Here is a 22,804-nt window from a genome sequence, read left to right as displayed (position 1 = left end):
TTAGCCGCTACTCATTTTTGAAGCAAATTGAGTGCAAATGTCAAATCAAAAAACTTACTTATGCACAAAAAACGCAGCTGTACTGCAGTTACCTAAGTTTCATGCATATAGAAATTAAATTAAATAAAATCAAAGACTTATGAATTAATTTCAAATTTAATGGGAAAATATTCCTGTTAGAAATAAATTACTGGAATTATATCCACAAAGTTATCCACAGTTTCTTATGGTTAATTTTTAGCTTAGATACGCCAAATTGAGCCAGATCAGATACCTGCTTAGGCTGCTTAGGCGATAATAGCGCCTTGCCCTTGTATATCACCAAAATCACCGTGTTTTTGAAAGTCACTTATGTCCACCCGCTTTGCTCCGCTCAAAAATGACACTTTCCTGCGCGCCTTATTACGTCAGGAAACCGATTACACCCCTTTGTGGCTGATGCGCCAGGCAGGTCGTTATTTACCGGAATATAAAGCGACGCGTAAAGGTGCGGGTTCTTTCATGAGCTTGGCGAAAAATCCGGATTTTGCGACCGAGGTGACGATACAACCTTTGGACCGCTTCGCGCTCGATGCCGCGATCTTGTTTTCGGATATTCTGACCGTGCCGGACGCCATGGGTTTGGGCCTGTATTTTGAAGAAGGTGAAGGACCGAAATTTGAACGTCCCTTGAAGACTGAAGCTGAGGTTTTGGCACTTAAAGTGCCGGAAGAGGGCAGTTTGCAATATGTGTTCGATGCCGTCACACAAATCCGCACTACGCTCAATGGCCGTGTACCGCTGATCGGTTTTGCTGGCAGCCCATGGACCCTGGCTTGTTACATGGTAGAGGGTCAGGGCTCACGTGAGTTTCATGCGGTAAAAACCATGATGTACAAGCGTCCTGATTTGATGGAACACATCCTGCGCACCAATGCCGATGCGGTTGCCGCCTATTTGAACTCGCAGATCGATGCCGGAGCCCAAGCCGTGATGATTTTTGATAGTTGGGGTGGGGCCTTGGCAGATGGTGCTTATCAGCGCTTCTCGCTGCGCTATATGCAAGACGTGGTGAATAAATTGCAGCGCGAGAAAGACGGTCAGCGTATCCCCGTGATCGTCTTCACCAAAGGTGGAGGCCTGTGGTTAGAGCAGATCGCCGATATCGGTGCCGACGCGCTGGGTTTGGATTGGACAGTTAACCTTGCGCAAGCACGCGCCAGAGTCGGCGATAAGGTCGCTTTACAAGGCAATCTTGATCCTGCCGTCTTATTTGCCGATCCGGCCCAGATCCGTGAACAAGTTACTGCCGCTTTGCAATCCTATGGAACACCGAGCGCAGGGCACGGCCATGTGTTTAATTTAGGTCATGGAATTTCTCAATTCACTTCACCCGATGCGGTCAGTGTGATGGTTGATACCGTGCACGAAGTGAGTCGTAAAATGCGCCAGAATGCGGCGTAATGTGCACTACAAAATAGTAAATAATTGGCATGCTTAAGATTTAACGAAGGCATATCGCCGCCCAGCCCAGTAGATTCGTCATGTTGCTCTGCACAACGTAGCAGCCATGCGGATCTCAAGGCAAAATGGCTGGGAAAGTGAATGAATTAGCCATATCAAATTTGCTGCATTTTGGCCTTCATTCTGTTACTTATGCACAAATTTGGGGAAACAAAAATCCACCAGAAAATTTATTTTCAGTATTTTTGTTTTTTTGCAAGTCATTGTTTTTAAACGAAATATTTTTTGCTTTTAGATTGAGCATTCTGTTGAGACCCGCATAAAACCTAGCATAAAGGGGGGGCAATAGATAGTTCTCCACAAAGTTATCCACAGAATATGTGGATATGTCAAAAAACCCTTATAAAACCGATAGTTAGCTCACTTCTTCAAGGTCTACATTAAGTTCGTGGAACATTGCATACTCAAAGTCGCACTTGACACACCGTTAGATCGCTTTTTTGACTACCGCTGGCCGACTAGCGCAATTACGAATGCAGAGGGCGAACAAGTCGTCCCAGCTTTACCGCAAATTGGGCAATTGGTGCTATTGCCGTTTGGCAGTCAGCAATTAATGGGTTTGATCGTCGCGATCAGTGATCACACCGACGTGCCTGAGGCCAAACTGAAAGATGCACTGGAATTGCGCAGCCAATTGCCAGGCTTGAGCGAAGAATGGATAGCGCTGTGCCGTTTCGCTGCGGATTACTATCAACGGCCCTTGGGTGAAGTCGCCTTGCCTGCTCTGCCACGCAATTTGCGGGTAGGCAAAGCGGGCACGCTGGAGCGCAATCTTAAAAAACTTGCCAAGCTGGTACCGGCCCTCGATGCCAATCCAAATCCAGAACCGCCGCTCAATCCGGCGCAACAAGCGGCGGTCGATGCCATTGCGGGCGCGCCAGGTTTTGCACCTAGTCTTTTGTACGGAGTGACCGGCAGCGGCAAGACCGAAGTCTACTTGCAGGCCGCGGCGAAGATTTTGGCGCAGGCGGCGCAGGCTCAAGTACTTATTTTGGTACCAGAAATCAATCTCACCCCGCAGTTGGAAAACAATATCCGCAAGCGGTTTTCTGGCATACAGATTGCCACTTTGCACAGCGGCATGGCAGAAGGTGAGCGGCTGCAGCATTGGCTGGCCGCGCATCTGGGGCAGGCCCGCATCATACTCGGCACCCGCCTAGCGATACTTGCCTCGCTACCCCATTTAAAAATGATCGTGATCGATGAAGAGCACGATCCTTCTTATAAGCAACAAGAAGGACTGCGCTATTCGGCGCGTGATCTGGCTGTCTGGCGTGCTCATCAATTGGCGATACCGGTCGTGCTGGGCTCGGCCACTCCTTCGCTGGAAAGCTGGCAGCATGCCAAAGTGGGGCGTTACCGTAAGCTGGAATTACGTGAACGGGCCGTCAAGGATGCAGTTTTACCCGTGGTGCGCGTCATCAATCAAGAGCATGAAAAACCCAAAGATGGTTTGACCACGCCGCTCATCAACGCGATACACCGTCGTCTTGAGAAGGGTGAGCAGTCACTCCTGTTTCTGAATCGGCGTGGATACTCGCCCGTGATCGCCTGCGATGCCTGTGGCTGGATCAGTGATTGCACGCGCTGCACCGCGCATCTGGTGATGCATAAGTTGGAAAATAAGTTGCGCTGCCACCATTGCGGTTACGAGCAAAGGATACCGCGTCATTGCCCCACTTGCGGCAATATTGATCTGCAACCTCTGGGGCGTGGCACTCAAAGATTGGAAGAGGGCCTGAAATTAATTTTTCCTGAGGCCAGGGTTTTTCGTATCGATGCCGATTCCACCCGCTTAAAAGGCAGCGCTGCCGCCGCCTTCGATACCGTGCACAGGGGCGAGGTGGATATTTTGATCGGCACTCAAATGGTTGCCAAAGGGCATGATTTTAAAAACTTGACCCTGGTCGGCGCGCTCAATCCCGACAGCGCCCTGTTCTCACAAGATTACCGCGCCAGCGAGCGATTGTTCGCGCAATTGATGCAGGTGGCAGGCCGTGCCGGGCGCGCCGCGCAAAAGCAGGGCGGGAATATCAGCGAAGTGTTGATACAGACCCGTTATCCCGACCATCCTCTGTACCACGCCCTGATGGCGCACGATTACGATCGCTTTGCCAATGATTTGCTGGACGAGCGTCAGCAGGCCTGCATGCCGCCGTTTATGTATCAGGCGCTATTGCGGGCCGAAGCCAAGGAGCTGCAAAGCGCTCTGGACTTCCTACATCAGGCCGCCAATTGTTGTGCTCATGTCGGCATCACCATCCATGAGCCTATACCTATGAGTATGACGCGGGTGGCAAATGTGGATAGGGCGCAATTATTGGTAGAGTCAGTCTCACGCCCAGCCTTGCAGGCGTTTTTGAAGGAGTGGATAGCGACTTTACGGGGTTTGAAAAGCCGCCTGAAATGGGGCGTAGAAATAGACCCCGTGGATATTTAAAATAAGGCAGCCCGCTTGCGCATATTCCATGCGGCTGTTGGCGGTGCATGGCTGGTACACCGCATAGATGCTCATTGTTGGGCTATGCCTGCGTAACAAGCAAGCCCGGCGCGGCTTAGCGGCGGTTTCGCTCGTTCCGCCATATGTATCACGACCTATGCCCGTTTGAATTCTTTGAAGACTATGCTAGCGCCAAACTTTGGGTGACTCAGCAAATACCCGGTCTGCGCTAGACCTTCTGTCTTCAGCTTAAGACTAGATTAAGGCTACATTAAGTATCGATTACTAATACTTGATATTTGTCGCTAGCGAAATTTGATACTTGCCCTCTACACTGGCGCTGCCTAAATGGCAATGGACGCAGGGCAAGCTTCGCAGGTGCTGCGTGCTTTCAGACACACTCTTAATAGGAATAAACGCAATGTTGAAACTCAAAGCTGGCCTGACACTGAGCGCCCTGTGTGCAGGATTGTCCGGTTGCTACGTGGTGCCTATGCAATCGTATTCTAATAGCAATAATAGTCTGAACTCCGCAAATGCCTCGGCCGTTGCCATACTGCCGCCGCTGCCGCGCCCGGTCTACACGGCGCGCCTGTATCCGGTCAACGAGGCTGCGGCCGCCTTGGGTAGGGTTACCGGCACCATCAGCAATCCCGAGCGTGGTCATGGTGAATTTAGTTTTACTGTCGGCAGTGAAAGCTTTTCTGGCGAGGCTACCCGCGAGCCGGGCTCATCGAAGGGGCGTGCTAATGCCAGTGGTAATCGCGGCGGTTTTGTAAAATGCGATTACACCATGAGCAGTACTTCTTTGGGCACCGGTAGCTGTCTGTTCTCTGGCGGTGCGCGTTACGATATGCACGTCTCGCTGTAATTTTAAGGCGGGCTGGCGCATTGCGTGTCAGCCCGCTGTCGGCTTGCTACTCAGGTGCTGCGCTACTTAGTCGCTATAATGTGGCTTTTGCTATGTCGACGCCATAGCGCCATCGCGCTAGCATAAGGATTTACCATGCCCCACCTGAGTTTAGAGTACAGCGATCAACTCAGCGGCTTTGATGCCGCCGCCGCATTACTGACACTCAATCGCGTCTTGCTGGCCTCTGGCGAGTTTGAAGAATTAGACATCAAAAGCCGTGCCATCGCCTTTTCCAGTTATCTGATCGGCACCCAGACTCAGGGCCACGCCTTCGTGCACCTCAAGCTTGCCTTGCTCAGTGGCCGCAGTGCTGCCATCAAGCATCAGCTTTCTGAGCAACTGTTACAGGCGCTGCAGCAAACTTGCGTTTGGCCGCCCGCCATCCAGGTTCAACTGTGCGTAGAGATCATCGAGATAGAGCGCGCAAGTTACAGCAAAGTTACCATCAGTAACTAGTTTCTAAGGCGCCTAAATCGCTAACAATTTGCCGGTCCGCAAAGGCTATCGTTGTAAAATATATCAGTATTTACATCCCTGCGCAGTTTTGCCCTAGTTCAAATTCCAATTTTTAGATTCAATATGACATCACACCCAAGCAACAGTTTTTCTCCGCGGCCATATCGCTTACTGATGGTGGCTTTGGCCAGCAGCTTCATGCTGAGCAGTTGCGGTGGTGGCGCCGACGATCTCATCAAGCGCTTGGGCGAAGTGACTAGCTGTGGCGGCAAAGACTGCAAGGATTCCAGCTCCTTGCGTCCCGATGAAATTCGGGCCAACTATCTGATTAGCCAAAACGCTGGTAGCGTCAAAGTAGAAGCTAGTTTCAGCCTCAGCACAAATTCGGCAACGCTGGTTTCCCTCAATGGCAAGGACAAGCTGAGCGCCAGCATCGGCAGTCAGAGCAGCAGCTTGAACGATATCGATGGCAGTGGCACCAAATATGTGGCAAATCTAGCTGATGCCAGCCCACAAGCGAGTGTTAGCGTGAGTTTTAATCGTGGCAGCGAGGCCTTTGTCAGTAGCGTGAGCATGCCCAAGCAATTTGCCATCGTCTCACCGAGCGAGCAGATTGCGCTCGGGCGTTCGGCTGGCAGCTTGTATGTGCAACTCGATGTAGCGAGTGATGCCGCGATCTCGGCCAGTACTAAGATGCTCTGTCAGCGTGCTGACACTAGCGTGTTTGAAGCCACAACGGCGCTTAAATCCGTGTATGAGCCCAGCGCTGCTGGCGGTGCCGTCTATCGTATCGACACCCTGGAGTTGGATCAAGCTCTGAACGACGCCAGCAGGGCGCTCAATTCAGCCAACCCGAATTTATCCCTAGTGCGTAGTTGTGATCTGGAGCTGATCTGGACCCTGAGTCAAAGCGGCCAGAGCGCCAGCGCGCTGTCCAAGAACAGCAGCATCAGCGCACAACGTAGCGCCAGCCATCTGCTGCAGTACGATGCCAGAAAATAAGCTGGCCGATAAATTTGCTTGGTTTGCTTAGTTTTTTCAAGCACCCCCGCCAATAGCTAAGCAGGATGCGGCTCTCAGGGCAGATGTGCGCAAAGGCGCATGGAATATGCGAGTTGGGGCCTGCTTGAGCTTATAGTTTGTGCCGCGATTTATTAAGACTTAGCTAAACCCCGCGCAGTATGCAGATACTGGAAAAACTTAAGTGATGCATGAACTCGCGCAGTATCAGTAAAGTGGCAGCGAAGTTATTGTCGAGCGGTATGCCCTCATGCGTGGCGGGCTGACCTTGTATCACGGCCGCCAGGCGGCTAAAGCAGCGCTCCATCGTCTCAAGGTCAAGCAACATGAACGCGCTGTCGGGGACGCCTGCGAGCAAAGCGATCTGGCGCACCAGCTGGTCGCTGGAATAAAGTTTAGCGTGCAGCGGCAACAGCTTACTGGCACGAATAATTTCATCCTCAACGCGCTCTATCGCTAACTCAAACTCCTGCCTACCGGGTGGTGTTAACCTAAAATATTCGCGCGCGCTGCGTTGCGCACCTAAGGCCAGAATCTGCGTCTCAGGCGGGCCCATACCCGACCCGCTGGCAATGCCAACCAGTTCAGCCGCCAAGTGCAGGACCGTGATCTGGCCGGGGTCAGTCAACTGGTGACGGATCTGATTAAAGTGCGTGACTAGTTCAATTTGAAAATCTGAATTGTGCATGGAGCGCTTTCTATACTGCTGCGGATAGATACCAATAGATACCGAGTGAGGCTAGGCCAGCATTGGATTTACGCTCACTCTGTTGGTCCCGTTCGTTCTGTTCGACAAGGATTAATTGCGCCCTGCCATGACGCCGCCATCCACATCAAGCACGGTACCGGTGATCCAACTTGCCTTGTCCGAGAGCAGGAACTCTATCGCATCGGCGATATCTTCCGGCGCACCGATGCGACCGATAGGATGGAAGCTATTAAACCCTTGCAAGGATTCTTTGATCTGATCTTCAGCGATAAAAGATTTATAGATGCTGGACAATACCACCGCCGGAGCCACCGCATTGGCGCGGATGCCGTATTCGCCCAATTCCATCGCAAGATTTTTGGTCAGTGCATGCAGCGCGGCTTTTTGCATGGAATAGGCTGATGAAGGGGTAGCCTTAACGGCCTGGTGCGCCCACATTGAGCCGATATTCACAATCGCACCACCCTGATGCTGTTTCATATTTTGCGCCACCGCCTGGGTGATGAAGAAAAATGCCTTGTTCAGATCCATCTGCAAATCATAATCTTGCGTACTGTGCTCTAGAAAGCTGACTGGCTTGAAAAATCCAGCGGCGTTGACCAGATAACGAATATGTCTTTGCTCTTGTGCGATCTGCGCAATGAAAGCCTGCACTTGCCGGGTATCGTATAAATCCACCTTCACTGTTTCTACCTGGCCACCAGTCATGCTCTCCAGATCGAGTTTTGCGGCAGCCAGATTTTGCTCATCATGCGATAAAATTTTAACCACGACACCTGCTTGCAGCAGGCGTTTGGCGCTCTCTTTACCCATACCGGATGAGCCACCAATGATTAAGGCGATAGATTCTGCAGACATATTATTTCTCCAAAAATGATTAAATTAAATACCGACTAGTCGGTAGGTTTACTACTGAAAAAAAGTGCCGGTTCTATGCCAGCACTTTGGGAAACTCAAGATTAAACTAGCGGCATCAAGCGATAGTCACCGTCGCGATAAAAGTTTGCCCAACGGCTGCCGGTCCGCGTGCTGATCGCATACCGCGGCCGACCATCATGGCACCCTCCATCGCGCACAAAAACTGTTCGGCCAGCGCCGCTGCACTGATGCGTGCATTGATCAGCCCGGCGCTTTGTCCCTCGCCTATCACCAGGCACAGCCAATCCAGATTGACTTTAAAGAAGTGCGCCACTTCGCTGGCGACCAGTTCCGGCAGTGAATCGGTTTCGGCGCCCAGCATGCCGCATACGCACAAGCGACGGTCGAGAGCGAAGGTATGCTGGAACAGTGCCGCGTAGGCGCTCAGCCGATCCGGAGCCTTGGCATGCTGGCCTTCGATATTCAATAATTCGCTACGGAAGCGATGGGTGTAACGCTGCGCCACCACCGCCACCAACTCTTCTTTTTTGGGGAAGTGATGATGAATGCTAGGCTTTTTAATCCCCACCAGTTGCGCCACGTCATCATAGGAAAAACCGTTGTAGCCGTGCTGCTGTATCAAGCCTTCGGCGGCGTCCACCACGCGTTCGGCACTGCTAGAAATTTCGGAAAAATGCTTCATGCTTATGCCTGTTTGAGATTGGATAATGGCAAGTGACCAGTTTTGACCAGAATAGTACAGCCTTCGCTGCTAAACGGACAATGCGCGCTCAAATGCGGACTGCGCATCCAGGTACCCGCCGGATAGCGGCCGAACTCGTCTTCAAACACCCCTTCCAGCACGTAGATTTCCTCGCCACCATAGTGTCTATGCGGATTAAATTGGGTACCCGGTGCCCAGCGCACCAAGGCCGTATGTTGGCCGCCGAATTCAGACAAGGGCATCACCGATAAGCCCGGCACCATGCCGGGAAACCACGCGGCGTTGCGAGTATCAATCATCACAGCCTGCTGGTCATCTGGGTCAAGATGGCGCAATTTTACCAACAGGGTGCAGCCGCTCGCAGAGCCAGGTGCGTGCGACGAACCGGGTGGATTTTTGAGATAAGTTCCTGCGCCAAAACTGCCAGACTCATCGCTGAAAACCCCATCCAGAACAAAAATCTCTTCGCCCAGTTCATGCACATGATTCGGAAACTGCGAGCCCGGCGCATAACGCACCACCGACGTGGCACGTGCCACTTCGGCGCCATCTCTTTCCAGCAACTGACGTTGTATGCCCGCGACCGGCGCATCTACCCAAGGCAAATCGCCAGTCTGTAGCACCACACGCTGTGAAAAATCTGTATTGAGTTTCATGACTTACCTTCTTATCGTTTATGTGCCGACTAGTTGGTAGGTATCTTAGGCTGGCAAATTACCTTTGTCAAGCGGCATGTGCAAAATAAATAGGCAGATTTTGTACCTAGCTTAGGATCCGGATAATGTCGAACACGCTTTAATGCTCAACCTATTTATAAAAATCAATGAAGGCACGCAGACTTAGCGATAGGTTGCTGCGGCTGGGGTAATACAGATACATACGCTCAGCAGGCGGTATCGCTTCTTGCAAAATAGCTTGCAGCTTGCCCTGTTTTATCAGGGCTGCGACGTGCGCCTGATAGGTGTAGCAGATCCCTGCGCCATCTACTGCCGCCTGGATAATGGTCGTAAAATCGTCCGAGGCAAACGCGCCATTGGTGGCGACATCCAGCGCTTTTCCATTCGCTAAAAACTGCCATACGTAATGTAAATCACTAGGAAAGCGATACTGCAGACATGCATGCTTGAGTAAGTCTTTGGGTTTTTTCGGGATGCCGTGCAACCGCAGATATTCGGGCGAAGCACACACAGAAAATTGCAAAGGCTGGCCTATAGCTACGGCGATCATATCTTGCTGCAGGCTTTCGCCAAAACGTATGCCGGCATCGCAGCCTTGCTCGACGATATCGACCAGAGCGTCGTTAGTCACTAGATCCAATTGCACATCAGGAAATGCAGCTAAAAATTGTCCTAATTTAGGTGCCAGCACCAATTGCGCCGCCACCCGCGGCACATTCAGTTTGAGCTTACCCATGGGACGCAAGCGTACTTCGTTCAAGACATCCAGCGCCTGGCTAATTTGATCCAGGGCGGGATTAAGCTGTGCAAACAAACGCGCACCGGCATCACTCAGACTCACGCTGCGCGTGCTGCGATTGAGCAGACGCAAGCCCAAAGTTTGCTCCAGTTTACTGACGGTGTGACTTAAGGCCGAAGGCGACACTTGCAGCTCCTGCGCGGCACGCCGGAAACTGCGCCAATAGGCGACACGGGCAAAGGCGGAAAGCGCATTGAGGTCAGAGTTCATTGTTGAGCCATATTCATTAATCTACTGAGCATTATACGGATTGTTCGCTAAAAGCTTAGCTTCTACACTGTTCATCTGTATCGCCGCTTGGCGGCGACTGAAATTTTCAAATATCTTTGGAGTCAGGCATGTCAGATTTTAATAACAAAACCATTTTGGTCACCGGCGCGTCTTCCGGTATAGGCTTTGCCGCAGCACAAGCCTATCTGGAACAAGGTGCGAAACGCGTGTACATCATAGGCCGTAATGCGCAAAAACTCGAGTTAGCGCAAGCGCAATTAGGTGAGCGCGCGGTCGCTCTGGTGGCCGACGTTGGCAATCTGGCGCAACTGGAACAAATGGCCGGCAAAATCCGCCACAACGGAGACACTCTGGACGTGCTGTTTGCCAATGCCGGTATCGCAGAAAACAACCTCGTCGGTAGCACCACTGAGGCCGCTTTTGACGCGACTTTTGATACCAATGTGAAAGGCGTCTTCTTCACCGTACAAAGTGTATTGCCGCTCATGAATCCGGGTAGCAGCATCGTATTAAATGCATCGGTGGCGGCAAATAAGGGCATGCAAAACCTCAGTCTGTACAGCGCCTCGAAAGCGGCGGTGCGCTCTTTTGCACGTACCTGGTGTAACGACTTAAAGGCGCAAAAAATCCGCGTCAATACGGTCAGCCCGGGTGTCACTTTGACGCCAATTTTAGAAACAGGTCTGAAAATGACGGCGCCGCAGATCGCTGAACTCGCCCACTATTTGAAAGACGCGGTGCCCGCCGGGCGCTTGGCGGATGTCAAAGAAATCGCCGCTGCCGTACTCTTTTTATCCTCAGACGCGGCTAGTTTTGTCAACGGCGTCGAGCTCTGTGTCGATGGCGGATATACGCAAATATAAGCCTCAGCTCTAGCAAATAGTAACTAGATGCGTTATGTTCTTGGCTCCGCAAGCGGGTCTGCCGCTTGCTCTTTCAAGCCCGGGGATAGACATGCGTTTCAAGCTTCAAGCCTTATGCAGTATTTCTTTGTTGTTGAGCGCCAGCCTAAGCGTCAATGCGCTGGCAGCCACCTCCGGCAATGATGCCGCGCACTTGCAGAAAATCCGCACTGCCGCCATGGACAGCGATTATGCCTACCAAAGGCTGGCCGATATGACAGACCTGATCGGCCCACGTTTAAGCGGCTCGCCCGGTGCCGCGGCGGCAGTCACGCAAGTGGCCGAGGCCATGCGTCAGCTCGGCGCGCGCGTCAGCTTAGAACCGGTCAAAGTGCCGCACTGGGTACGTGGCGCAGAAACTGCGGAGTTGATTGAATATGCAGGCCGGCCTGCCGGCTTGTCGCAAAGGGTGATATTGACCGCGCTAGGCGGATCTGGCGCGACCGCCGACACCGGGCTTACCGCAGAAATTATCGTGGTACATAATTTTGAAGAACTACAAGCGCGCGCTGCTGAGGTCAAGGGACGTATTGTGCTGTTTGATGTGCCGTTTAACCAAGCTATGGCTGATCGCGGTCTGGCCGGCCCGGCATATGGCGAGGGCGCGCAATACCGCAGCAAAGGCCCCAAAGCAGCGGCCAAACTGGGTGCGGTGGCGGCGCTGGTGCGTGCTGTCGGTGGCGCTAATTTCCGTCTGGCGCACACCGGCGCCACCAGTCTGGATCCGACCAATCGTATTCCCGCAGCGGCAGTGACTGCCGAAGACGCCATGCTCATCAGCCGGCTGGCGGCACGCGGGGCGGTGTCTATGCACCTCACTCTGACGCCGCAAATCCTGGCCGATGCCGATAGTTTTAACGTGATAGCCGACTGGCCGGGTAGCGACAAAGCCGATGAAATCGTGATTGTCTCCGGCCATCTTGATTCCTGGGATCTGGGCACCGGGGCGATAGACGATGGTGCCGGAGTCGCCGGTGCCATGGGCGTGATCGAGACCTTGAAACGGCTAGCACTAAAACCACGCCGTACCATACGCATGATCGCCTGGATGAATGAAGAGAACGGCGGCCGCGGCGCGCTGGCCTACCAAAAAAATCAGCCGCCCAAGCTCGATAAACACATCGCGGCGATAGAAAGCGACTCCGGCGCTGGCCGCCCGTTCGGCTTACTGGCGAGCGTCCCGGCTAAGTCCGAAGCTTTGTTTGCACCGTTGATGGCAGCCTTGCAGCCTATCGGTGCCGGCGTTTTCAAGCGCGCCGATGCCTTAGATACCGGCGACCTGAGCGGCCTGGAAGAAGCCGGGGTGCCAAGCTTTGAGCCGCTGGTCGATACCCATGATTATTTTCACTACCACCACACCAGCGCCGACACACTCGATAAAGTCGATCCGGAAAACCTACGCCGCCAGGTCGCGCTATTGACCACTACCGCCTGGTTCCTGGCAAATATCGATACGCCTATAGGCAGAGCGCTAAGCTTAGGCAAGTAAATTAAAAACCAGAAAATCTATCGCTCACTGTTGCGACTCAGGGCGAGCGACGACAAAGACGGCATGGCGCTTGCGCATAGCCCATGCGGGTTTCCAGCCTATCTTGCGAATTAAAGTTCGAATTGCGACGGTAAAAGGATAAAAATACAAAGGTTTTTCTCGTTACAGGAGTACCTTTGTGTTGTTCTTAACCGAGGGAAATCGCAATGGAATTTACTCATCTCAAAGCTAAACAGCGTTCCCAGATTGAACGTCTGTTGGGATCAAAAACCAGCGTAAGTGAGATTGCTATAGCAGTTGGGGTAGATCGTTCGACCATTTATCGTGAGATCAAGCGAGGCAAAGTAAATCAAAAATACAACGCCCTCGCGTCCAATGAAAGAGCGCTTAAACGCATTGCCAAAAGCGCGGCCAATCATCCAACCAAACCGAAAGAAATCTGGCCGCTGGTGCGACATTTATTAAATCAAGAATGGTCTCCAGACGAAATCAGCGCACGTTTGCGCATTGCGGGCAGTGAAGAGAATTGGTCTATCAGTCACCAAACGATCTACAACTGGATACGGCGTACCAAGAGTGCATTGAATAAAAAATTACGTCGCTATCAGCTTGCCAACGTCTGGAAGCCCGCCAAATCTAGCTATCCGGCCGGTCGCAAGAGTATTCGACAGCGTCCCAAAGGCGCGTTGACAAGAGAGATTGCTGGTCACTGGGAAGGCGACACCATCCGCGGACAGTCACATCATCACTGCCTACTCACTTTGGTCGAACGCAAAAGCTTGTACACCAAAATCTCTCCCGTCTTGCAAAAGACGGCCATCACTGTTGCCGCTGCGGTTGGTAAGGAACTCAATGGATTACCCGGCCTTTCACTGACCTTAGATAATGGCTGTGAATTTGCGCACTTCAAAGACATGGGCTTACCGGTCTTCTTTGCCGATCCTGGTCGCCCTCGGCAGCGCTCCCGCAATGAAAATACCAATGGTTTGATCCGTCAATACATACCAAAAAGAATGCGTCTGAAGACACTTTCCAGGGCGCGCATTCAACACATTGAAGACCGCCTGAATCATCGCCCCAGAAAAACTTTAGGCTACAAAACGCCACATGAAGTACTATTTAATTTAACACCTAATTCCGTCGCATTTCGAACTTGAATTCGCATGGCATGCTGGACAGCCGCATGGGTTATGCGTGAGCGGGCAGGGTGGCTGGAAAGCCGCATGGACTATGCGCAAGCGGCGCATCGTTTTTGGATAAATCGAAAATCGGACTCGGGTGGATGCTACACTGCCTGCTCTCTGTCCCAAGTAAATTATCCTTATGCCCGCCTTCGACCAGATCCGCCTTCGCACTAGCCGCCTGATTTTGCGTCCTTTACTTGAGGCCGATGCCAGTGCCTTGTTTGCGATTTATTCCGATCCGCGCATTATGGAGTTTTGGAGTTCGCCGCCATGGACTAGTATCGCCAGCGCTGAAGAAAAAATCAGTCGCAACCGGCTCGGCATGGAGACGGGCGGCAGTATCGGTTTTGGGCTGTTTCGCTGTGAGGATGAGCACTTGCTGGGTACTTGCGATCTGTTTCATCTGGATCAGCAATGCCGGCGCGGCGAAGTGGGCTATGGTCTGGCGTTTGAGGCCTGGGGCCAGGGCTATATGCAGGAAGCCATGCAGGTTTTGCTGGGGTATGGCTTTAAGGAGTTAGCACTCAATCGTATCGAGGCCGATATTGATCCGGCCAATCTGGCTTCGGCCAAAGTGCTGACACGCATGGGTTTTACGCTGGAAGGTTTATTGCGCGAACGCTGGATCGTCGGTGGCGTCAAATCCGATTCAGCCATGTATGGTTTGCTGGCCAGCGAATGGCAGGCGAGAACTTAAAACTAGCTGTCGCCCGCATGACCGCGTAAGCTGAGCGGTGCTGGGCTGGCGACCAGGCCTGGGGCTGCGTAGTGGACGCAGTTGCGGCCAGTTTGTTTGGCGCGATACAGGGCACGGTCAGCCGCCAGGTATAGGTCTTCTAGGGTCGCGGTTTGCCCCACTTGCAAACCACTGACACCAAAACTGGCACTCAAGGGCAGCGATTTTTCGCCATCCTGGCAAGATTCGGCGGCGATCCGCAGGCGGATTTTTTCGGCTACCGCGATGGCATCGGCTTGCCCGGTTTTGGGCAGTAAAATAACAAATTCTTCTCCGCCCAGACGCGCTACCACATCGGTTTCCCGCATGCTACTGATGAGCACATGTGCGATTTTTTTCAATACTAAATCGCCTTGCGGATGCCCATATTCATCGTTGATGCGCTTGAAATGATCGAGGTCAAGCACGATCAGATTGCTGTCGGTAGGGAAGCGGCGCGCCCTGGCTAATTCCATCTCGGCCAGACGCATGAATTCGCGCCGGTTGTACAGATCGGTGAGCGGATCATGCATGGCCAGAAATTCTAATTCGCTTTGTTTACGTGCCAGCGTCTGGTGCGCCCGCAGGATTTCACGTTTCAATAAAATGGCTACCACGTATTGGCGCCAGACTATGCTAGAGACTACCGCACACATCAGCAAAACGTCCCGACCATTGCCGCGCAATCTAAACAAAATCTCGGCTTGATCTTGGGTGCTGGCGATAGCATAAAAATAGATCAAATAGGTGAGTGAGAATAACGCGATGCTGCTACCGGGCGGCATCAGTGAAAGCATCGCTACCAACAGGCAAATCAAGACAAACGGGGTAAGGCTAGTGGTAACTAACTGATCTGCCACGGCAATACTGACGGCAAACAGCAGGTAGCTGAGGCAGATCAGTAGTTGCAGCAGTCGCGTATACAGCGGCTTGGCAGGTAAGGCGGCGCTGTGACGACACAGGTAGTGGCTCAGCGTACCCAGCAGCAGATTACACAAGGCCATCACACTATGGATCTGGATGATGGCGAGCGTATGTGGCGCTAGAAAACCAGCTCTGACATCATAGCCAAACTGCCAGAAGCTCAGAATAAAGACCAGGTTGATGAGTAGCAGCAAAGGGGAAATCGTGCGAAAACGGCGCAAGGTTTCTAGTGCTGCCTCCGCTTGCACGACTTTATTCTGTCTTCGTGTTCTGCGCCACCAGCGTTTGGCAGTATCAAGATAGCCTGGCATGGACAGCCTTTGCTTGGATGTTGTCTACATATAGTGACATTAAATGCAAGAAAAGCAAAGTGTCTTTGGACCCGCACTTTGTTGTGACTGGCTGGTAAATAAAAAAAGGGCGAGTACCCGACTCGCCCCATTTTAAATCGCCGCGTTTAGCCTAGTTCGGCTTCGCGTTTCAAGCGGCGTGGGATTTCCCAATCGAGTTCCCAATCACGTTTCTTTTCCAGAGCATCGATGTGGCTGCGTTTTTTGCCCGCAACAAACTGACCAGACAAGAGGTGCTCGGGTTGCTTGGGTGCCGACACCATACCGAGTTTTTCCCAGCGTGAACGGCGCAAGGAAGTGGCGGCCAGGATGCCGTAGTCGTCACCGCAGTTGATGCCTTTTTCAGCCACCACAGATTCGCCAGCCTTGATGTATTTGGCGGCAAACACGCTGCCCTTGGTGGCGATCCAGCGGCCGCAATGGATTTCACCATTCAAGCTGCTGATTTCATTGCTGGCGCGCAAGTAACCCCAGCAACTGATGTCGCCCAAGCTATGCAGCGCACCGCAGTCAATATTGCCTTCGCTGGTCACCGTCGCGGCGAACAGGCTACCGGCTACCGTGATGTCGGTTTCGCTGAATAGCTCGCCTTTGCAATTGCAGTCACCGGCGACTTCTATTTCGCTCGCTGTCAGGTGGCCGCCCAGATATTGCACTTCGACCACATCAAACACGCCATCGAGTTGTACATCGCCGTGGCAATCTAAGACATCGCAAGCCAGATAACCGAGCGCCTGAATATCGCCATAGCCGCCGAACACTTCTTGATGGCTATTGCGTTGCAAAATCGCCGGATGCACCAGTTTATCCATGTAGGGACTGCCGTCTTTGGCCGGTTTGGCTTGATCGAGTTCTAGCATGCGCGCCATCCAATCGGCGCTGCAACCGGTTTTGAGCAAAAACTCGACTTCGATATCGCCACCGCAATCCAAGGCCTGACCGACGTACAGGGATTGCACCTGGATATTCCCGGTCACTGTCAGCTTACCCAGGCAAAACACTTCTTCGGCTTGCAAATCGCCATCTACCAGCAGATCGCCACCGACCAGCATCTGGGTGCTAATCTGTACATCACCTAAGATGTGGACATCGCCATTGCTGGCAAATTGTTTGCGTTTCAGTTGTTTCGCTTGTACCGGTTCTGGAGGGCTGGCTAGAGTAGGCATGATGGCTTTCTGGGTGAGTGTAGGCGGTAGTTTGCGGCTAGTTTGCGCGGAAATTCTTGATTACTTTGCGACGAAAATACAGTGCGCGTATGGCGGCATTATCCAAGATTATCGGCTGGCTGTCGAAGGAGTTGCACACTTTTGCTAGTATTTCAGCAAAGCCTGAAGAAATTTCCTAGAATTGCATAACAAGAATAATGATATTTCGCTTCGTTTTAGGTGCAGAATACGTTATCTTGCAGTTCTAGACAGTTTGACTATTCGTCATCAAAAAGAGAGCGCGACTATGAGTGATGCAGCTACAGCAGTGAGCAATGCGGCAGCCGATAATCCCGACATGATGTTCAAAGGTCTGGGTCATGTGGTACGCGCCTTGTACGATGCCCTGACCACGGTAGGCGCTGATGGCATTGTGGCCGAGGCCAGCAATGAGTTCCCTTCGGCCCGTGAACGACTGCACCATGTCGCTACCCTGACAGAAAACGCGGCCAACACGGTCTTGGGCAAGGTCGAAGAAACTCTGCCTATACAAAAGAAAATTTCAGAAGGCGCGGCCGAGATGGAGCGCCTGTGGAACGCGCAAGACCTGGAAACTCTGAGTAAGGAAGAGCTACTCGCGCTGGGCAAACAAACCAAAGAGTTCATTAGTTTTACCCATAACAGCGGCGATCTGATGCAGCAAGTTTTGTCTGACATCATGATGGCGCAAGATTTTCAGGATCTGACCGGGCAGTTGATCAAAAAAGTGGTGTCGCTACTGGCACGCACCGAAACCGATTTGCTACAACTCTTGGTCAGCGGTGCCCCAGCCGGCATGATCAGCTCGATCAAACAAGAAGAAATGCTGGCTGGCCCAGGCGCGGTGGGTGGGGTCTTGATGGATCAGGAGAATGTCGATGACCTGTTGGCCGATTTAGGTTTCTGAGCATGTCTTGATTTTTGCTGGCGTGCCAGACGAATTACAAAAAGCCCCTGGTTGATGCCAGGGGCTTTTTCATTTGGCTAAAATAACTAAGCCATTGCATTCTATTTGTGGCTTTTCAAAAAGCCTAATTTCCTTGTTCATTCGTTGTTTCTTGTGCTTGCGCAAGAATACGCTGCGCTTAGTTCTTGATCGCGGGGTGGATTTGACAATATAATGACAATCATTCTCATTTGTATTTGAATGACATTTTAAGATGTTGGCTAAAATTCGGCCCATCGCAACGGAAATTATTATGCGTTTCATAAAAACATTGGCACCGCGAGCGACTGCCAGGACAGGTTTGTTTCAAAAATCCCCACTGTTACTGAGTGCCGCCTTGAGCTTGATGCTGAGCGCCTGCGGTGGTGGCGCTAGCTCCAGTTCCAGTTCCAGTTCCACGGCCACGCCGCCGGCCGAAGCGCAGCTGAGCGCGCCTGCCGCCTTGGGCGAAAAAATCTTTAAGGATGTCAGCCTTTCTGCTTCAGGCAAAATGTCTTGCGCAACTTGCCATGATCCAGCCAATGCGCATGCGCCTAGCAATAATCTGAGCGTGCAATTGGGTGGCGCCAATCTGAATGTGCCGGGCTTTCGGGCCGTGCCTTCTTTGCGTTACTTAAATCTGACACCGGGATTTTCGTTTGGTAAGGATGGTAAGGCCGGCGGTGGTTTTACCCATGATGGTCGTGCGCAAACTTTAGCGATCCAGGCCGAGCGCCCATTTTTAGCTCCGCATGAGATGGCCAATCTGGACAAGGCCGATGTGGTCGCGAAATTACGCCGCACCGCGTATGCCTTAGAATTTCAAAAGGCCTTTGGCAGCGCCATTTTCGATAACGCCGATACGGCGTTTGAGCGTGTGCAATTCTCTTTGCAGCAATATCAGTTGGAAGATAAGGACTTTCATCCTTACGATTCTAAGTACGATCAATTCTTAGCCGGTAAAGCCATGCTCGATGCGGCCGAATTACGCGGGCTGGCCTTGTTCAATAATCCAACTAAGGGCAATTGCATAGGCTGCCACAGTAGTGCCAAAGGCGCGAATGGTGCTGCGCCTTTATTCACCGATTTTAGTTACGATAATCTGGGCGTGCCGCGCAATTTTGCGATTCCCGCCACTGCCGATCCTGCTTATTTCGATCTTGGCCTGTGCGGCCCGGATCGCACTGATTTGACCAACCGCACCGAGCTGTGTGGGGCCTTTAAAGTCCCGACCTTACGCAATGTCGCGACCCGCAAAGTGTTTTTCCATAATGGGCGTTTCACTAGCTTGAAAGAGGCGGTCAGCTTCTACGTGAGGCGCGACACCAATCCTGAGGAATGGTATCCAAGTGGCAGCGATGGTTCAGTATTGAAATTTAATGATTTGCCTGCCGCGAATATCGGTAATGTGAATACTAAAGAAGTGCCGTATAACCGCCAGCCTGGCATGGCGGCTGCATTAAGCCCGGCAGAAGTCGACGATGTGGTGAAGTTTCTCGGCACCCTGAACGACGGCTACAAAAATTAAATCTCTCCACATATATCCTTTAGCTTAGGCGACCCATCATCATGAAAAAAACTCTCTTAGCACAAGCGCTGTGCGCCTCCTTTTTAAGCACTTCCTTAGTCGTGCCCGCATTTGCGGGTGAAGCCGAGTTGATGCAAAAAATCGAGAAACTGGCCGCTGAATTAGAATCCATCAAGGCCGAACTGGCAGCCAATCGCCAGCAGACCGCCAAGGTCGAACAAAAACAAGAGGCACTGGCGAGCACCGTAGCCAGCAGTGCCGCTACTGCCAGCGCGTCACCAGGCCAAGCTGCCGCAGCCACCGTCATCAGCAGCTATGGCGAGATCGCTTACACGCGCCCACGTGATGCCAGCAATCAAGCCCAGACCGATGTGGCACGCGCCGTGATCGGTATCACGCATCGCTTCGATAGTAAAACCAAGATGGTCGGTGAGTTTGAGTGGGAACATGCGATCGCCTCGAAAGACGACAACGGCGAAGTCGAAGTCGAGCAATTGTATGTAGAGCGTGAATTTGAAAATGGTTTGCGCGCCAAGGCCGGTCTGTTCCTGATGCCGGTAGGTTTGCTCAATACCAGCCATGAGCCGACTGCGTATTTTGGCGTGCATCGTAATTTTATCGAAACCGCGATCATTCCAACTACCTGGCGTGAAGCCGGTTTTGGGGTTTCCGGCAACTATGAAAATGGACTTAGCTGGGATGCTGGACTGACCACTGGTTTCGATTTGAGTAAGTGGGATGCTGCCAAAACCGACGGCCGTGAAAAACCGTTGGCAAGTATCCACCAAGAAGGACAATTGGCCAAATCGCGTGACCTGAGTGTGCATGGTGCCTTGAACTGGCGTGGCATCCCGGGCTTACTGCTAGGCGCTTCTGTGTTTAGCGGCAAGGCTGGTCATGGCACCACCGATTTTGCAGCTAACGATGCCCGCGTCACCTTGTGGGATGCGCATGCGCGTTACACCCCAGGCAACTGGGATCTGTCGGCATTGTATGCTCGCGGCACCATTAGCAATACCGAAGCACTTAATCTGACTTTTGTCGGTCAGGTGACTCCCGTGCCATCCGCCTTTTTTGGCTGGTATCTGCAGGGCGCTTACAAGGTCTGGAGCAATACCGATTACAGTCTGACCCCCTTCCTGCGCTACGAAGAATTTAACACCGCCTCCAGTTATAGCGCAGTGCCGCAAGGTCTGGGCGTGGCCGCTAGCGATGCTGAGAAAGTCACCACTTTGGGTGCCAGTTTCAGAATTGGCGAAGGCGTGGTCTTGAAAGCCGATTTCCAGAAATTTAAACGTGACAGCGGCATGGATAGATTCAATCTTGGCGTCGGTTACTCGTTCTAATTGGCTCAATGAAGCAGCTTTCCCCGCTTATTTTATCGACGCTGGCGCTGGCTAGTAGCAGCGCTTTTGCGACCCAGTATTTAAGCGTAGAGCAGGCCCAGCAAGTGATCTTTGCTGAGGCCAATGCGTTTAAGGCCAGCACTTTGCAATTAACGCTAGAGCAAATGCATCAGGTCGAGAAACTCGCGGGCTTGCCGGCGCGTTCTGTGGCCTGGCGTGTGATTGCTGCCTACAAAGATGAAAAACTCTTGGGTTATATCGTGCTGGATGATGTGATCGGCAAATTCGAGCTCATCTCTTATGCGGTCGGTTTGCAGCCGGACGCCAGCGTGCGCCAGGTAGAAATTCTGACATATCGGGAAAGCCACGGCTTAGAGATCAAAAATGCCAACTGGCGCAAGCAGTTTGTTGGCAAGAGCGCTGGCGCTGGTCTGAGTGTAGGCGAGGGCATCGCGAATATCAGCGGTGCCACTTTGTCTTGCAGCCATGTGACTGACGGGGTGCGGCGGATTGCGGCAATCGCCCAGGTAGCACTTAAAAAGTGAAGCGCAGAGCGCAACCCTGGCTGGGTACACTGGTAGAAATCAGTATAGGCGATGAGCTTTCTGAGGCGGCCTTGAACCGGGCGTTTCAGGCGGCTTTCTCGGTGCTGGCGCAGATCCATATGCTGATGAGTTATCAGTACCATGATAGCGACGTCAGCCATATCAATGATGCGCCAGTTGGTGCGCGATTGGTGATACATCCGCATACCTATCAGGTGATCAAGGCTGCGCTACAGCTGGCCCAGCTGAGTGCGGGCTTGTTTGATATCCGGGTCGCTGCCAATTTGGTCGCTTGGGAGTATCTGCCGCACCGGCTCGATAGCCAGCCCGCGCTGACGTATCAGGCACAGCAGCAGGCCTGGCGCTTGATGAGCAATAATCGCATCGAAAAACTGCGGCTAGACTTGCTCGATTTGGGCGGCATCGCGAAAGGTTACGCGGTCGATCAGGCGATGCTCGCCTTGCAGCAAGCTGGCGTGCAAAACGCCTGCGTGAATGCCGGTGGCGATCTGCGCGTGATCGGTGATGAGGCGATAGAGGTTGCGATCCGCGACCCGCATGCCCCTGCCAAAATGGCACAGACGATACTATTAAAAAATCAGGCGATGGCGACCTCGGGTAGTTACTTCTCGGCGCGCATGCATGCGCAGCAGCAGGTCAGTGCCTTGGTGCATGGCAGGACCGGTGCGCCTTTAATCGCAGTCGGCAGTGTCAGTGTGCGTGCGCCCCTGTGCATCTGGGCCGATGCCTTGACCAAGGTGGTGGCGGCCAGTAGCGACGCGCAGCATCCAAGTTTGACCAATTTTGCCGCCGATGCTTTTATAATTGAGGCTTGATCTTGATTTTTGCCGGAAGAATTCGCCCATGCGTCACGCTAAACCTAGCCTGCATCATCCCTCACAAGCTTTAGCCGCACATCGTCATCAGCATTTTCGCCTGGAGCGCTGGCATCGCTGGTCTCTGTATGCGGTGCTGAGTGGTTTGACATTGAGCGGCGCGGTCTGGCTGATCGCGCGCTATTTTTTACGCCAGGTGGGTGAGTTTGGCGAGAGCCTGCATCCCTGGGAACATCCCGCGATACAAGTGCATGGTGGCTTGGCCATGCTGTGCCTGTTTTTGCTTGGCGCACTGCTGCAATTACATATGCGCCGTGCCCACCGCGCACAGCGCAATCGCGCGACTGGCTGGAGCATGATTGCACTCTTTGCCAGTCTCAGCATGAGCGGCTATGCCCTGTATTATCTGGCCTCGGAACAGAGTCGGATCTGGTGGTCGGGCGCGCATAGTGTGCTCGGCCTGGGCTTGCCGCTGCTGCTGATCCTGCATATCTTGATCGGGCGCAAGACAATCCACAATTTTTGAAGACTGCGCTTGCAAGCAAG

At 52.6% G+C, this 22,804-nt stretch carries 22 protein-coding genes; 15 read left to right on the top strand and 7 right to left on the bottom strand.

Annotated features, from left to right (window positions below):
• Positions 1-351: 351 nt before the first annotated feature.
• From hemE to EJN92_RS08880, 5 genes are all read left to right on the top strand, one after another.
• Entirely contained in the window at positions 352-1,443 is a 1,092-nt protein-coding gene (gene hemE / locus EJN92_RS08900; RefSeq protein ID WP_126127488.1) for a uroporphyrinogen decarboxylase, read from the top strand.
• Positions 1,444-1,891: 448 nt separating this feature from the next.
• Positions 1,892-3,943 carry a primosomal protein N' gene (locus EJN92_RS08895; RefSeq protein ID WP_126127487.1) on the top strand — a complete coding sequence of 684 codons (2,052 nt, stop codon included), beginning with the start codon at positions 1,892-1,894 and terminating at the stop codon, positions 3,941-3,943.
• Between the two features lie 421 nt (positions 3,944-4,364).
• Positions 4,365-4,814 carry a hypothetical protein gene (locus EJN92_RS08890; RefSeq protein ID WP_126127486.1) on the top strand — a complete coding sequence of 150 codons (450 nt, stop codon included), beginning with the start codon at positions 4,365-4,367 and terminating at the stop codon, positions 4,812-4,814.
• 135 nt (positions 4,815-4,949) lie between these two features.
• Entirely contained in the window at positions 4,950-5,312 is a 363-nt protein-coding gene (locus tag EJN92_RS08885) for a 5-carboxymethyl-2-hydroxymuconate Delta-isomerase (protein WP_126127485.1), read from the top strand.
• Positions 5,313-5,435: 123 nt separating this feature from the next.
• Positions 5,436-6,314, top strand: a complete 879-nt coding sequence (locus EJN92_RS08880) for a hypothetical protein (RefSeq protein WP_126127484.1) — start codon at positions 5,436-5,438, stop codon at positions 6,312-6,314.
• A 163-nt stretch (positions 6,315-6,477) separates the two neighbouring features.
• On the opposite strand, the gene EJN92_RS08875 is transcribed toward EJN92_RS08880, so the two are convergent.
• From EJN92_RS08875 to EJN92_RS08855, 5 genes are all read right to left on the bottom strand, one after another.
• A complete protein-coding gene (locus EJN92_RS08875) occupies positions 6,478-7,020 on the bottom strand; it encodes a hypothetical protein (protein WP_126127483.1) in 543 nt (180 codons plus the stop codon).
• Positions 7,021-7,131: 111 nt separating this feature from the next.
• Positions 7,132-7,899 carry an SDR family NAD(P)-dependent oxidoreductase gene (locus EJN92_RS08870; RefSeq protein ID WP_126127482.1) on the bottom strand — a complete coding sequence of 256 codons (768 nt, stop codon included), beginning with the start codon at positions 7,897-7,899 and terminating at the stop codon, positions 7,132-7,134.
• Positions 7,900-8,014: 115 nt separating this feature from the next.
• The gene (locus tag EJN92_RS08865; protein ID WP_126127481.1) at positions 8,015-8,602 is read right to left on the bottom strand and encodes a TetR/AcrR family transcriptional regulator; all 588 of its coding nucleotides are present in this window, start codon (positions 8,600-8,602) and stop codon (positions 8,015-8,017) included.
• Between the two features lie 2 nt (positions 8,603-8,604).
• Positions 8,605-9,279 (bottom strand): cupin domain-containing protein, encoded by a 675-nt coding sequence (locus EJN92_RS08860; RefSeq protein WP_126127480.1) that lies wholly within the window; start codon positions 9,277-9,279, stop codon positions 8,605-8,607.
• A gap of 151 nt (positions 9,280-9,430) precedes the next feature.
• A complete protein-coding gene (locus EJN92_RS08855) occupies positions 9,431-10,309 on the bottom strand; it encodes a LysR family transcriptional regulator (protein WP_126127479.1) in 879 nt (292 codons plus the stop codon).
• A 128-nt stretch (positions 10,310-10,437) separates the two neighbouring features.
• Between EJN92_RS08855 and EJN92_RS08850 the strand changes: the two genes are divergently transcribed.
• From EJN92_RS08850 to EJN92_RS08835, 4 genes are all read left to right on the top strand, one after another.
• A complete protein-coding gene (locus EJN92_RS08850; protein WP_126127478.1) occupies positions 10,438-11,193 on the top strand; it encodes an SDR family oxidoreductase in 756 nt (251 codons plus the stop codon).
• 91 nt (positions 11,194-11,284) lie between these two features.
• Positions 11,285-12,721, top strand: coding sequence for a M20/M25/M40 family metallo-hydrolase (locus EJN92_RS08845; RefSeq protein ID WP_126127477.1), 1,437 nt, complete (start codon positions 11,285-11,287; stop codon positions 12,719-12,721).
• A gap of 206 nt (positions 12,722-12,927) precedes the next feature.
• Entirely contained in the window at positions 12,928-13,878 is a 951-nt protein-coding gene (locus tag EJN92_RS08840) for an IS30 family transposase (protein WP_126127476.1), read from the top strand.
• Positions 13,879-14,044: 166 nt separating this feature from the next.
• On the top strand, positions 14,045-14,602 hold the full coding sequence (locus tag EJN92_RS08835; RefSeq protein ID WP_126127475.1) for a GNAT family N-acetyltransferase: 558 nt from the start codon (positions 14,045-14,047) through the stop codon (positions 14,600-14,602).
• A 2-nt stretch (positions 14,603-14,604) separates the two neighbouring features.
• Here the strand turns inward: EJN92_RS08835 and EJN92_RS08830 are convergent, their stop codons facing one another.
• Positions 14,605-15,855, bottom strand: coding sequence for a GGDEF domain-containing protein (locus EJN92_RS08830; RefSeq protein WP_126127474.1), 1,251 nt, complete (start codon positions 15,853-15,855; stop codon positions 14,605-14,607).
• A 146-nt stretch (positions 15,856-16,001) separates the two neighbouring features.
• Entirely contained in the window at positions 16,002-17,060 is a 1,059-nt protein-coding gene (locus EJN92_RS08825) for a hypothetical protein (protein WP_126127473.1), read from the bottom strand.
• Between the two features lie 286 nt (positions 17,061-17,346).
• Here EJN92_RS08825 and EJN92_RS08820 point away from each other — a divergent pair, with 286 nt between their 5' ends.
• The 6 genes from EJN92_RS08820 to EJN92_RS08795 all read left to right on the top strand — a co-directional run bounded on the left by EJN92_RS08820 (position 17,347) and on the right by EJN92_RS08795 (position 22,784).
• Complete coding sequence (locus EJN92_RS08820; RefSeq protein WP_126127472.1) at positions 17,347-17,985, top strand: protein phosphatase CheZ; 639 nt, start codon at positions 17,347-17,349, stop codon at positions 17,983-17,985.
• A 292-nt stretch (positions 17,986-18,277) separates the two neighbouring features.
• Positions 18,278-19,531: a cytochrome-c peroxidase gene (locus EJN92_RS08815; protein ID WP_126127471.1), complete on the top strand. Its 1,254-nt coding sequence runs from the start codon at positions 18,278-18,280 to the stop codon at positions 19,529-19,531.
• A 41-nt stretch (positions 19,532-19,572) separates the two neighbouring features.
• A complete protein-coding gene (locus EJN92_RS08810) occupies positions 19,573-20,877 on the top strand; it encodes a porin family protein (RefSeq protein ID WP_126127470.1) in 1,305 nt (434 codons plus the stop codon).
• Positions 20,878-20,885: 8 nt separating this feature from the next.
• A complete protein-coding gene (locus EJN92_RS08805; protein ID WP_126127469.1) occupies positions 20,886-21,422 on the top strand; it encodes an FMN-binding protein in 537 nt (178 codons plus the stop codon).
• Complete coding sequence (locus tag EJN92_RS08800) at positions 21,419-22,258, top strand: FAD:protein FMN transferase (RefSeq protein WP_126127468.1); 840 nt, start codon at positions 21,419-21,421, stop codon at positions 22,256-22,258. Before EJN92_RS08805 ends, EJN92_RS08800 begins: the two co-directional genes overlap by 4 nt.
• 28 nt (positions 22,259-22,286) lie before the next feature.
• A complete protein-coding gene (locus EJN92_RS08795) occupies positions 22,287-22,784 on the top strand; it encodes a DUF4405 domain-containing protein (RefSeq protein ID WP_126127467.1) in 498 nt (165 codons plus the stop codon).
• Positions 22,785-22,804: the final 20 nt, after the last annotated feature.

This window comes from Undibacterium parvum, from assembly GCF_003955735.1.
GTDB lineage: Bacteria > Pseudomonadota > Gammaproteobacteria > Burkholderiales > Burkholderiaceae_D > Undibacterium > Undibacterium parvum.
Note: the sequence above shows the minus strand (reverse complement) of the source record. Positions and strands in the feature narration are given on the sequence as shown.